Here is a 12,140-nt window from a genome sequence, read left to right on the forward strand (position 1 = left end):
CATTTCATGTTACGCAACTGGAAAGTCATGAAGGCTCCTCAAAAGACGTTGGCGCAAGCCCCTCAAAACCGAAACGAGAATTACCAGCAATTGATGTTGATTATTTGGCCTTAAGGCTATTAGTACTTTGACTGGTCGTTCGAAGCTTGCCCTCTGCTTGACCGTAATGCCCGAGGAAAATGGTCACCGCCTGCTCTACAACGTCGTTGATTTGCGCCTTCGTCAGCTTTTTTTCGCTTCCCATCACCCGAACCCACAAGACCGATTCATCGATCATTCCGAGAAACTGGGCAGATGCGAGAGCCGGGTTTATCACGTTCAATGTTCCGCGTCGACCGAGTTCAGCGATGTAGTTCCGCACCGCGCTGACAGCAGGTGTTTTGCCTACTTCAAAAAATCGGCGTGTCAGATCGGGAAAGCGGGGACCTTCGGCAATCACCATGCGAAGAAATGCAACCGCAAGAGGCGGTGCCCAGAAGGCTGCCACACCATATCCGATACGTCGCAATCCGGCCTCAGGATCAGACAGTGCATCCTCGTCAGTGGCAATATCCATGACCGGAAACGCGCGCCACATGCGCTCGGCAACGGCGCTAAACAAGGATTCCTTACCGTCAGGGAACTGGTTGTACAGCGTGCGGCGTGCTTGCTGGCGATGGCCCTGTCTGTGGCCGTTGCTTCTTTCCGGGGGGGCATCGGTGGCTGCGCTGGTGCTGGCAGTCAACCTGCTGGACTTTGGGGTCCAGAGCGGCCAAGTTGCTAACCAGACCCGCATTTTTGGACTGGGTGACACTATCCGTGGCCGCCTGAATAGTATCTACATGGTTACTACCTTTACAGGCGATGCATCGGGTGCTCTTGCGGGCGGTTGGACTTGGTCCATCGGCAGCTGGCAGGCAGTTTGTGCGTTGGCTGCGGGGCTGATTGTTCTTGCCGGACTGGTGCTTGCATGGTCTGGTTTTTACGGGCAACAAACTAATACGCCAGTATGGCAAGTACCACAATGAAGACCCGCTTCATTCCCTCGACCGGCGAAGCCATTCCGGTCATCGGTTGCGGTACATGGCTGGGTTTTGACCATGCCCCAGGCAGCCCGGGGTTTGGCAAGCTGCCAGGGGTGCTGGATGCACTGTTTACAGATGGCGGCAAAGTTGTCGACAGTTCCCCCATGTATGGCAAATCCGAGGCTGCGGTCGGCCAACTCCTTCAAGCGCACAAACCACCATATGGCGCGTTCATTGCCACCAAGGTCTGGACGAACGGACGTGAAGCGGGTGTACGCCAAATGGAGGAGTCGATGCGAAGGCTGCGGGTCGCATCCGTCGATTTGATGCAGGTGCATAACCTTGTCGATTACCGCACCCATTTGCCGACTCTGCGCGCCTGGAAAGACGCTGGTCGTGTGCGATATCTGGGGATTACCCATTACACGTCATCAGCCTACGACGAGGTCGAGGCTATTCTGCGCACTGAGAAGCTTGATTTTTTACAGATCAATTATTCGATTGATGACCGGGGCGCCGCCCAGCGTCTGTTGCCGCTGGCTTCAGAGCGCAGTGTAGCGGTTTTGGTCAATATGCCGTTCGGTGGTGGTGGCCTGCTGTTGCGTCTCCAAAAAAAGGCTCTGCCGGGCTGGGCCGGTGAGATCGGCTGCATGAGTTGGTCGCAGATTCTGCTCAAGTTCGTCCTAAGCCATGCGGCAGTTACTTGCGTTATTCCAGGCAGCAGCAATGCTGCTCATATGGCAGAGAACACCGAGGCAGGCATGGCAGAACCTGTCCCTGAAGGGTTCTGGCGGGACAAGTTAAGCTTACTAGACGATTGAAACTCGGAAATCGGTTCAGTCGAGCTTAGTGAGCGTTTTTACTGGCTAGCTCGGAATAGATGGCTTAGCTAGCCAGGCGTGTCCGAATTTCCGTGTGTAAGGCTCGTTGAACCTTTACCGATTAGTGAAACTGGTTGGGGATTTTAGGTACCCAATTTTGTGAACCGGTCCTCGTAGAGGATCGCGAATTGGTTCATTGCTGATTTCCAGTTGTTGGCCGCCCGTCCCCAGTCCTCGGTGATGTTGCGCAGCGCTAGCCAGATCAACTTGGTGGCCGCATCGTGGCTAGGGAAGTGTCCACGCGTCTTGATGATCTTGCGCCACCTCGCATTCACACTCTCAATGGCGTTGGTCGTGTAGATCACGCGCCGCACCTCGGGCGGAAAGGCGAAGAACGGGATGACCTTGTCCCAGGCCCTGCGCGAGGCACCAACGACGGTCGGGAACTTCTGGCCCCAGAGTCCAGCCTCAAACACGTGCAGTTCGCTCCCGGCCGTCTCGGCACTCACTGCCGTGTAGATCGGTTTGATGGCCGCAGCAAGTGCCTTGCGGTCCTTCCAACTGGCGAAGTCCAGGCTGTTACGGATCAGGTGCACGATGCAGGTTTGCAGTGTCGTAGCAGGAAACACCACCCCCAGCGCCTCGGGCATGCCCTTGAGGCCATCGGTGACGGCAATCAGGATGTCGTGCACCCCGCGCGTCTTGAGCTCGTTGAAGACTTTCATCCAGAACTTGGCACCTTCGGTGTTCTCCATCCAGATGCCCAAGATGTCTCGGCTGCCGTCGGGCAGCACGCCCAGGGCCAGATAAACTGCCTTGGAGCGCACCACCGCATCCTCGCGGATCGGCGTCCACGACAGATTCCCGAGGGCCATCCCGGCCCTGCTCCATCGCGAAGCTCAAGGCGTCACAGACGTTACCTGCCCTCCCCCCGGTCCTTGAACCGGAATCGCCATCGCCCCACGAGGTGACGGCACTGTGGTTTCCTCGTAGTACAACGCCCTGTGGCCTTGCCAGCGTTCATCGCTGGGCATTCCTGAAACCTGCCATGGTTGTCGAGCATTTGGTCGGCACCCGATGCCGTACCCATAATCCCGTCATCCTGTGAGCACGCGTTGCACGCGGTTGTGTTTGCCTCTTTAGGCTCCCCGCGCGTCCTCGCTCACACACTCTGCACCACCCTGGACTTTCGGTCAGCCGGCTGGCTGCTGTGCGCCCTGGCAGGGCAGCCGAAAAAGGTGCTGCACGCGGTGCAGGACGTCAGCTTCGATATACCCGGCGGCAGCAGCTTCGGGCTGGTCGGCGAATCGGGCTCGGGCAAATCCACCATGGCGCGCATCATTGCCGGCCTGACGCCGCCGACCGCAGGACGCGTGTTGATCGACGGCATAGACCGATGGGCCGACGCCCGAGGTACAGTGCAATTGCGCAAGCGCTTTCAAATGATCTTCCAGGACCCGTATGCCAGCCTCAGCCCGCGCAGGCGCGTGGACAGCCTGATTGCAGAACCCCTGGAGGTTCTGGGCCTGACCCACAGACGCGCGGAAACCGAGGAACGCGTGGCCGACGCGCTGCGCCGCGTACGTATGTCGCCGGACGACGGCAGGCGCTACCCGCACCAGTTTTCAGGCGGGCAACGCCAGCGTATCGCCATCGCCCGGGCCCTGGCCAGCTGGCCCGCATTCATCGTCTGCGACGAACCCACGTCCTCGCTAGACGTGTCGGTGCAGGCCCAGGTGCTGAACCTGATGCGCGACCTGCAAGAACAATTCGGGCTGACCTACTTGCTGATCAGCCACAACCTGGCTGTAGTGCGGCATATGTGCGACCAGGTCGGGGGCATGTAGCGTGGGCAGTTGGTAGAGGTGGGGCCTGCTGACGCAGTTTTTGCAGCCCCGCAACATGCCTACACCCGCGAGCTGCTGGCAGCCATTCCCGGCCAAAACGTCGATGCACGACATCGAACGCCATAACCCACAAGCCCCATAAGAATGGAATGGGCCGCTGCGCCAGTCTCATAGACACCGCAGCATAGTCACTGCTCCATCCATGGCTGGCTACTTTTCATTACCGCCATCCGCATAAACAAACACGGTTTTCGAATTTGTCGCCGCACAGCTACGTCGCTAGCATCGCACCTTTGCATTCTTGCACGTAGGAAATTTTGATGAAACGCCGTTCAGTCCTCCACGGCGCCGTTGCAGGCGCTACGACCTTTGCGCTGCCTGTCATAGCGCGCGCAGCTGACACACTCAAGGAAGTTCGGCTCGACTATGCCTACTACTCCCCTACCAGCCTGGTATTGCGGCGCTTCGGCTGGCTAGAACAGGAATTCAAGAAAGATGGTATCGACGTCAAGTGGGTTCTGAGTGCTGGCAGCAACCGAGCCCTGGAGTATCTAAATGCCAACAGCATCGATATTGGCTCGAGCGCTGGGCTGGCAGCAGTGCTCGCCCGTGCGAACGGCAACCCCATCCGAACCCCTTATATTTTTTCCCGACCTGAATGGACGGCACTGGTAGTCCGGAGAGACTCCAACATCCGCACCTTGGCTGACCTGAAAGGCAAGAAGATTGCGGCAACAAAGGGAACTGATCCCTACCTATTTCTGCTACGCGCACTGCAAACTGTGAAGTTGCGCCGCAGCGACATCGAGCATGTCAGCCTGCAACATGCTGATGGGCGCACAGCTCTTGAACAGGGCCGAGTAGACGCCTGGGCCGGGCTCGACCCGCTGATGGCCGCAAGCGAGCTCGACGCCGGCTCACGGCTCATCTACCGCAACGTAGCCTTCAATACCTATGGCTTTCTGAATGTACGCGAAGATTTTCTGGCAAACCATCCGGCCGAAGTGCAGCGCGTGATCAGTGCCTACGAAAAAGCACGCAAATGGACGCTGGCCAATACGACCGAGGCCGCGCGTATCCTGTCGGAAGAAGCCAAGGTCAGCCTCGAGGTTGCGCTTCTGCAGCTGAAACTGCGCACCGACCTGAGCAATCCAACTCCCTCGTCTGAACACGTCAAGGCCCTGCAAGCCGCCTCGCCGATTCTTCTCGAAGAACAGCTGGTCAAACCTGGCACCAACCTCAACCAGGTCATAACCGACCTGGTCGACACGAAGTTCGCCCGTGCCTTGAGCACTGGCGCAGCGGCGTGACACGGATATGAGCGCCTTGCCGCCGCCGGAATCGATGGCCCCGCTGGTACCCGTAGTACGGCAGGTTCCGCCCGCGCGCTCGCACTCCGTGCGCCGCCTACCGTCCCGCTGGTTGGGTGCGGTGATTCCCATCACCCTACTGCTCGGCCTGGAGCTCGCCGTGCGCCAAGGTTGGGTGGAAGCCCATTTGCTACCGCCGCCGAGCGAGATCACTCGCACATTGGTCGAACTGGCGGGCCGAGACCTTGCTAACCATGTGTTGATCAGTACGGCACGGGTACTCATCGGTTTCATCTTGGGTGCCGCATTGGCGATATCCCTAGGGGTCTGGGTGGGCCTGAGTCAGCGCGCTGAAGCACTGCTGGACCCGACCTTCCAGGCGTTGCGAGCTATACCCTCACTGGCATGGGTTCCGCTGCTATTGCTATGGCTTGGCATCGACGAAGCTGCCAAGCTGGCACTCATCGCCATAGGCGCCTTCTTTCCCGTTTACATGGGAGTCGCTTCAGGACTGCGGGATGTCGACCGCAAGCTGATCGAAGTCGCAGAAATGGCCGGCCTCGGCTCTATCGCTCTGGCGCGTCGCGTGTTGTTGCCTGCGGCGCTGCCAGCGATCTGGACAGGTCTGCGCAATGGGTTGTCCCTGGCATGGATGTTCATGGTGGCCGCGGAGCTGATTGCAGCAACACGGGGCCTGGGCTATCTGCTGACCGATGGGCGCGAAACCGGTCGCGTGGACATTGTGCTGGCAGCCATTGTCCTGCTGGCAGTCATGGGCAAGCTCACTGACAGTGGCATGCAGGCCATGGAGAGCCGCTGGCTCGCTTGGCGCGACACGGTAGTCACGCGATGACTGCACTTTCAACGTTGCTCGACGTCCATATTCGACGCAAGCACTTCGTGGCCAGCGAAGTGCTGCACGATGTTCGCTTGCAGCTTGCCGAGGGTGAGTGCGTCACGCTGGTCGGAACAAGTGGCTGCGGCAAGAGCACGCTCCTTCGCATCGTTGCCGGGCTCGACCGCGACTACCAGGGGCAGGTTCTACTGAATGGCCAAGCCATCACCGCGCCGACGCGCGACATACGCTTTGTCTTCCAGGAACCCCGGCTCTTTCCATGGTTGACAGTTGCCGCCAACGTGGCGTTCGATGGCCGCGGTGCAGAAGACATCGCACGAGCGACAGTACTGCTCCAGGAAGTCGGCCTGGCCGGCTTTGGCGAACGGCTTCCCAAGGAACTGTCAGGTGGGCAAGCGCAGCGCGTGGCAATCGCCAGAGGCCTGCTGGTACAGCCACGGGTACTACTGTTGGACGAGCCGTTTTCCGCAGTGGACGCCTTCACCCGCCTCAAACTGCAAGAATTGCTGCTGCATGTCGCTCGCGCGCACCGCATCGCGGTGCTGATGGTGACCCACGACATCGACGAGGCAGTGCACCTGGGCGACCGCGTGCTAGTGTTCGAGGCGGCACCCGGCCGCATTGCAGAAACAGTACCCGTGACAGCGCCACACCCGCGTGATCGTGACAGCGCAGCCGTAGGTTCAGCCGTAGCCTCGGTACGCCAGGCATTGCAGCAGGCACACGCGTTCTGATCGACTTATATAGCCCGCTTAGGAAGTACGGGCCGTAGAAGCTGGGTTGCCAGGCTCCAGTTCGATCAGCGCACCGTGCGTGCGCCTTACATCCAGGTTGCCATCTGCCTGCGTGCGCAACACCAGAGCGTAAGGGCCCTGACCACCTGCGCTCCGCGCGCTTCGGCTGGCTTGACAAATACATCACGGCTTGTACGACCCCAACCGGTGTTCAGAAACAGCACCGCTACACGTTTAAAACCCAGCGTCTTCACTGCTAGGTCGGCCAGCAGCGGCTGCGCGTTGGTTGGACTGACAGAGGGGTTCCAAATGTAATCTCCTCTCTTCGTGAAGTCGGGATGGAAATTTGCGAAGCCAAACTGCACCAGCCCAGCACGCTGGTAAATGGGCCACAGGGTCATGAGCGCAGGACTCGAAAAAACTCCGATCTCTATACGGATGCGTGGGTCGTTGACAAACTTTTTCGCCAGCCCAACAGCCTGACGCAGATCGCTCTGGCTGTCCTCGAATACGTAGGCAAGTGGCTTGCCGTGGACAACTTCCGTCACCAACCTGACAGGCCCTTGGTTGCCCACAAAAATCATCTATCCATATTCAAGAAGCTTCCATAAGAGAGTGCCCTATCGGCGCTATGGTTACTGCTTTATTTTGTCAGCACCAAGCTCTCCCCATGTTTTTTGAATCGCATCTCCACATTTCTGCAGCCACCTTAAAACGGTGGCTGAATGACAACCAAGAAATCGCATTACTTGATGTCCGTGAAGCAGGACAGTTTGGTGAAGGGCACCCGTTTTTTGCTGTACCACTGGCCTACAGCCGCCTAGAGCTGGAAGTGGTGCAATTGGTGCCGCGCAGAGACACCCGCACCGTTCTTATAGATGCAGACGATGGCGTTGCACAACGCGCTGCCGATGAACTGCACGCCTTAGGCTATACCCAGGTACATGTGCTCGCAGGTGGCGCCCCCGCATGGGCAAAGGCCGGCTACACCCTGTTCCAAGGCGTGAATCTACCCTCCAAAACTTTTGGCGAACTGGTAGAGCTCGCTTATGCGACGCCGCATATTTCGGCCCATGAACTCAGCGCGCGCCAACTCTCCGGTGAGCCCTTGCTGCTATTGGATGGACGTACTTTTGAAGAGCATCGCAAGATGACATTGCCGGGTGCAGTATCGGTACCCAACGGGGAGCTTGCACTACGTTGGCGAGGCTTGGTCAAGGATGCGCAGACCCCCATCGTGGTCCATTGCGCAGGCCGTACCCGTAGCATCATTGGTGCCCAAATTCTGCGCAGCCTGGGTATTCCCAATCCGGTGGTAGCGCTGGAGAATGGCACCCAGGGCTGGGCACTGGCTGACCTGCAGTTGGAGCGCGGCAGCACGCGCCGAGATACCAACACAGCCGAAGCCCATGCCGAAGACCAAGCCGCTGCTTCGCGGGTTGCCGTCGAGGCAGGCGTCCTCACACTCACGGCCCAGCAAGCCCAGGAATGGCTGGACACTCCGCAGCGAACCACCTATGTGCTGGACATTCGCAGCGCCGAGGAGTTTTCCGCAGGCAGCCTGCCTGGCGCCCGCCATGCACCCGGCGGACAGCTGCTGCAGGCCACTGACCAGACCATTGGCGTACGCGGTAGCCGCGTGCTGCTGCTGGACGATGAGGGCGTACGCGCACCTGTGGTCGCGGCATGGCTGCGCAGGCTTGGCTTCGACACCGCCGTTGTGGAAAAAGGCATCCATGCGCCATTGCGTGTACCGCCCTCCACCACCTATGAACCACCTCCGTTGCCGGGAATTTCCGCTGACGCCTTGGAGTTATTCCTCGCGCGCCATAGACCTGTGCTGCTGGATCTGCAAAGCTCTATGGCATATCGCCAGCGGCACCCTGTGGGGGCCCGATGGTCCGTGCGGCCCAAGGTGGTCGCAGACGCGAAGACACATGGCGACAGTCGGGCCATTTTGCTGGTGGCATCCAGTGCCGCAATCGCTCAGCTTGCGGCCAAGGATCTACACAAAGCAGGCTTGCACGATGTGCACTGGACATTCATAGACAGCTGGGTCACCGCCGGCCTGCCCATAGAGGCAACACCCAATATGCCGACGGAAACTGATGCGATCGACTATCTGTTTTTCGTGCATGACCGGCATGAAGGCAACCTGGATGCTGCGCGCCGATATCTGGCCTGGGAAACCGGCTTGATCGCCCAATGCGCACCCGACGAGCTTGGCATTTTTCGCTTGCCAGGTTCCCAAACCGCGCATATCCATATCTGAATAGCTTCGTTGGCTAGAACAGTTGGTTATTAGAAGATAGCCGCTTATTCATTTGCGAATCTGTCGGCTATGCCATATATCGGAAAAAACATTTCTTTTGCAAGCCATCTGCGTCTGTGGGTGGGCTGCGCATCTCTGCTGGGGTTGGTGGCGGGCACTGCCCATGCCGACGCTACTCTGGACAAAATCAAGCAACGCGGAAAGGTCGTGATTGGCGTCAATATCAGCGGTGGTCCGTTTGGTTCCATCGACCCGGCCACGCAGCAACCCGTGGGCTGGAACCCCGAACTGGCCCGCAATCTGGCGAAGAAGCTTGGCTACGATGTTGAACTGGTGCAGGTACAGCCATCGACACGGGTGCAGCTGCTGCAGTCCGGCAAGGTTGACCTGCTGATCGCATCGATGGAATACAACGAAGAGCGCGGTGAGATTCTTGGTTACGCGCCCACCCCCTTCTACCGCGTTGGCGGAACGGCGGCCACCCTCAAGACTTCGGGCATTACCAAGTGGGAAGATTTGCGCGGAAAGACAGTCTGCGCCTCGCAAGGCAGCAGCTTTGTCAAGCCACTGCAAGACAACTACGGCGTACAGGTGCGCGGCTTCAAGACGTCCTCCGAATCTCTGCTTGCACTGCGTGGCGGCAACTGTGTAGCGGCTGTGCATGACGCGACGCTGATCTACCCACTGCTCAAGGACAGCACTGAATGGGCCGGCTATGTCGCCCCGATCACTGAAGAGTTGCGTCCTGCACCATCGGTAGTCTGGACCCGCAAGGGTGAGGCCGACACGATTGCTGCGGTAGACAAAGTCATCCAGGACTGGCACCGCACCGGCTGGCTGATTAGCACCGAGCGCAATCTGGGCATCCGGCCGGCGCAACCGCTGCTCGCCGAATTGCAAGCCAAATTCAAAGCCACCCCCTGATCTTTTCTTTTGTATTCCTGATACCCACAATTTCTCCACGATTTCTGTGGGTCAGAAATTTCTGTATGACATCCCTATATTCTCTGCGCGCACTACTGAGTGCCAGCCTGATGCTCGGTGGACTGGGCGTGGCCCATGCCGATGCTACGCTGGACAAGATCAAACAGCGCGGCAAGCTGTCCGTCGGCGTTGATGGCGTTGGCCCTCCGTTTGGCGTGCTGGACACCGCAACAGGCCAGATAGCCGGCTTCCAGGTAGACCTGGCACGCGATATTGCCAAACGCCTGGGTGTAGAACTTGAAGTCGTTTCCGTCGTTGCATCAACGCGCGTGCAGTTCTTGCAGGCTGGCAAGGTAGATCTGCTGATAGCCAATATCCAGTGGACCAAGGAGCGCAACGAGATTCTCAGCTTCGCACCAACCCCCTACAACCTGGTGGGCGGTGGAGCCATAGTCGCCAAGAACAGCGGCATCCACAAGTGGGAAGACTTGCGCGGCAAGGTAGCTTGTGTGTCGCAAGGCAGCAATTTCACCAAACCCCTGCAAGAGACTTATGGTGCGATTGTCAAAGGACTGCGCGGCATTCCCGAATCATTGCTGGCCCTGAAAGGCGGTACCTGCACAGCCTCGGTCCACATCTACCCAGCAATGCACTACACCTTGAACGGTGAAAGTGCGGCGGAATGGAAAGACTATGCTTTAGCGACCACCGAACAACTGATTCCCTCACCCACCGTGATCTGGACGCGCCGTGGCGAAGCGGATACCCAAGCCCTGGTGGACAAGACCATTCAGGACTGGCACCGCTCAGGCCTGCTGCTGGCCTTAGCCCGCAAAAACGGTGTACCGGACGAATACATCCGTGCGGCCAACCAGAAGGCCCAGCAGGGCCGCTTTGACCGCGCGCCCTTCGAAGCGGATCTGAAATAAGCATCCGCAACAGCCACGGGATCTGCATATGGCCACTCTGCTCACACTGTTGCGCGACATCGTTGGCGATGCGCATGTGTTGCTGGATGCTGATGCAGAACCTTTTCTGACAGACCACCACCGCCGTTTGACGGGGCGTGCACTGGCCGTGGTACGTCCGGCACATACAGCGCAGGCGGCCGAAGTCGTCCGCCTCTGCCATGCCCACCGCACGCCCATCGTGCCGCAGGGCGGTAACACAGGCTTGATGGGCGCAGCAACACCCGACAACCTTGGCCAGTCCATACTGCTGTCGTTGGGGCGACTTAACAAGATACGCAACGTCGATACGGAGAACGACACCATCACCGTCGAGGCCGGCTGCGTACTGGCAAATGTGCAGGCTGCGGCCCATAGCGCACAACGGCTGTTCCCGCTGAGTCTGGGCTCCGAAGGAAGCTGCACCATCGGTGGCAATCTGGGCACCAACGCGGGTGGAACACAGGTGTTGCGCTATGGAAATGCGCGCGAGCTTACCCTGGGCCTGGAAGTCATCACCGCCGAAGGCGCCATCTGGAACGGCTTGCGCGGTCTGCGCAAGGACAACACCGGCTATGCACTGCGAGACATCTACATTGGCAGCGAAGGCACGCTGGGAATCATCACCGCTGCAACGCTCAAGCTCTACCCCCTGCCTGCCGCGCAGCAAACCGCTCTGGTGGCCTTTGCCTGTATTCGGGATGCCATTGCCTTTCTGGGCCAAGCCAAAGCTGGCTTTGGGGTTGGTCTGACGGCATTTGAGCTGCTGTCTGATACAGCGCTCGGCTTGATTGCACAGCACGTACCGGAGCAACAGATACCCCTGAAGAACTTGGAACACCCCTGGTATGCGCTGGTAGAACTGTCGGACGAGGAGAACGAAGCACATGCCCGTACGCTTTTCGAGTCCGTTGTGGGCGCCGCGTATGAAGATGGACTGGTAGGTGATGTAGCGGTAGCCGAAAGTCTGCAGCAGCGCGAGGCTTTGTGGCGACTGCGCGATCAGGCGTTGGGCGAAGCGCAGAAGCGCGACGGCGGCAATATCAAGCACGATATTTCCGTACCTATTTCGCAAGTGCAGGCCTTCTTACGCTATACGGCAGAGCGGCTGCAGGCGCAGTTCCCAGGAGTCAGGCCCGTTGCGTTTGGTCACCTGGGAGACGGCAATCTGCACTACAACGTGTCTCATGCCCCGGGCCAGGACATCCAGGCATTTTTTGCACTTGAAGACGCCATCCACGTCGTGGTGCACGACAGCGCACATGCGCATTGCGGCTCCATCAGCGCGGAGCACGGCATTGGCCAGACCAAGCGCGGCCTGCTGGCGCAATACAAAACACCGATTGAACTCAGCCTGATGCACCGTATCAAGCAGGCCCTGGACCCCTTGGGCCTACTGAACCCCGGCAAGGTATTGCCATAAAC

General features: G+C 58.9%; 12 protein-coding genes and 2 pseudogenes. 11 read left to right on the top strand and 3 right to left on the bottom strand.

The annotated features are described in order from the left end of the window. Positions 1 to 100: 100 nt before the first annotated feature. Positions 101 to 724 (bottom strand): TetR/AcrR family transcriptional regulator C-terminal domain-containing protein, encoded by a 624-nt coding sequence (locus AC07O2_RS02895; protein WP_495074246.1) that lies wholly within the window; start codon positions 722 to 724, stop codon positions 101 to 103. Between AC07O2_RS02895 and AC07O2_RS02900 the strand changes: the two genes are divergently transcribed. Further along, positions 711 to 1,007, top strand: coding sequence for a hypothetical protein (locus AC07O2_RS02900; RefSeq protein ID WP_495074247.1), 297 nt, complete (start codon positions 711 to 713; stop codon positions 1,005 to 1,007). The genes AC07O2_RS02895 and AC07O2_RS02900 overlap by 14 nt on opposite strands. Then, on the top strand, positions 989 to 1,825 hold the full coding sequence (locus AC07O2_RS02905) for an aldo/keto reductase (protein ID WP_495074248.1): 837 nt from the start codon (positions 989 to 991) through the stop codon (positions 1,823 to 1,825). The genes AC07O2_RS02900 and AC07O2_RS02905 overlap by 19 nt, the downstream gene beginning before the upstream one ends. A 143-nt stretch (positions 1,826 to 1,968) precedes the next feature. Here AC07O2_RS02905 and AC07O2_RS02910 read toward each other — a convergent pair. Next, a pseudogene (locus AC07O2_RS02910) lies at positions 1,969 to 2,670 on the bottom strand (IS256 family transposase); the annotation flags it as partial. 282 nt (positions 2,671 to 2,952) lie between these two features. On the opposite strand from AC07O2_RS02910, the gene AC07O2_RS02915 reads away from it, so the two are divergent. The 5 genes from AC07O2_RS02915 to AC07O2_RS02935 all read left to right on the top strand — a co-directional run bounded on the left by AC07O2_RS02915 (position 2,953) and on the right by AC07O2_RS02935 (position 6,572). After that, complete coding sequence (locus AC07O2_RS02915; RefSeq protein WP_495074249.1) at positions 2,953 to 3,672, top strand: ATP-binding cassette domain-containing protein; 720 nt, start codon at positions 2,953 to 2,955, stop codon at positions 3,670 to 3,672. Positions 3,673 to 3,690: 18 nt separating this feature from the next. Further along, positions 3,691 to 3,798 carry a hypothetical protein gene (locus AC07O2_RS02920; RefSeq protein ID WP_495074250.1) on the top strand — a complete coding sequence of 36 codons (108 nt, stop codon included), beginning with the start codon at positions 3,691 to 3,693 and terminating at the stop codon, positions 3,796 to 3,798. A gap of 194 nt (positions 3,799 to 3,992) precedes the next feature. Next, positions 3,993 to 4,982, top strand: a complete 990-nt coding sequence (locus tag AC07O2_RS02925) for an aliphatic sulfonate ABC transporter substrate-binding protein (protein WP_495074251.1) — start codon at positions 3,993 to 3,995, stop codon at positions 4,980 to 4,982. A 7-nt stretch (positions 4,983 to 4,989) separates the two neighbouring features. Continuing rightward, the gene (locus tag AC07O2_RS02930; RefSeq protein WP_495074252.1) at positions 4,990 to 5,835 is read left to right on the top strand and encodes an ABC transporter permease; all 846 of its coding nucleotides are present in this window, start codon (positions 4,990 to 4,992) and stop codon (positions 5,833 to 5,835) included. Continuing rightward, positions 5,832 to 6,572, top strand: coding sequence for an ABC transporter ATP-binding protein (locus tag AC07O2_RS02935; protein WP_495074253.1), 741 nt, complete (start codon positions 5,832 to 5,834; stop codon positions 6,570 to 6,572). Before AC07O2_RS02930 ends, AC07O2_RS02935 begins: the two co-directional genes overlap by 4 nt. 134 nt (positions 6,573 to 6,706) lie before the next feature. Here AC07O2_RS02935 and AC07O2_RS02940 read toward each other — a convergent pair. Next, positions 6,707 to 7,108: pseudogene (locus AC07O2_RS02940) on the bottom strand (ABC transporter substrate-binding protein); the annotation flags it as partial. Between the two features lie 134 nt (positions 7,109 to 7,242). Between AC07O2_RS02940 and AC07O2_RS02945 the strand changes: the two are divergent. From AC07O2_RS02945 to AC07O2_RS02960, 4 genes are all read left to right on the top strand, one after another. Further along, on the top strand, positions 7,243 to 8,844 hold the full coding sequence (locus AC07O2_RS02945) for a rhodanese-like domain-containing protein (protein ID WP_495074254.1): 1,602 nt from the start codon (positions 7,243 to 7,245) through the stop codon (positions 8,842 to 8,844). Between the two features lie 69 nt (positions 8,845 to 8,913). Continuing rightward, complete coding sequence (locus AC07O2_RS02950) at positions 8,914 to 9,768, top strand: transporter substrate-binding domain-containing protein (RefSeq protein ID WP_495074255.1); 855 nt, start codon at positions 8,914 to 8,916, stop codon at positions 9,766 to 9,768. A gap of 65 nt (positions 9,769 to 9,833) precedes the next feature. Beyond that, positions 9,834 to 10,697 carry a transporter substrate-binding domain-containing protein gene (locus AC07O2_RS02955; RefSeq protein ID WP_495074256.1) on the top strand — a complete coding sequence of 288 codons (864 nt, stop codon included), beginning with the start codon at positions 9,834 to 9,836 and terminating at the stop codon, positions 10,695 to 10,697. A 28-nt stretch (positions 10,698 to 10,725) separates the two neighbouring features. Further along, positions 10,726 to 12,138 carry an FAD-binding oxidoreductase gene (locus AC07O2_RS02960; RefSeq protein ID WP_495074257.1) on the top strand — a complete coding sequence of 471 codons (1,413 nt, stop codon included), beginning with the start codon at positions 10,726 to 10,728 and terminating at the stop codon, positions 12,136 to 12,138. The last annotated feature ends 2 nt before the right edge of the window (positions 12,139 to 12,140 follow it).

Source organism: Rhodoferax sp. GW821-FHT10B06 (assembly GCF_059415605.1).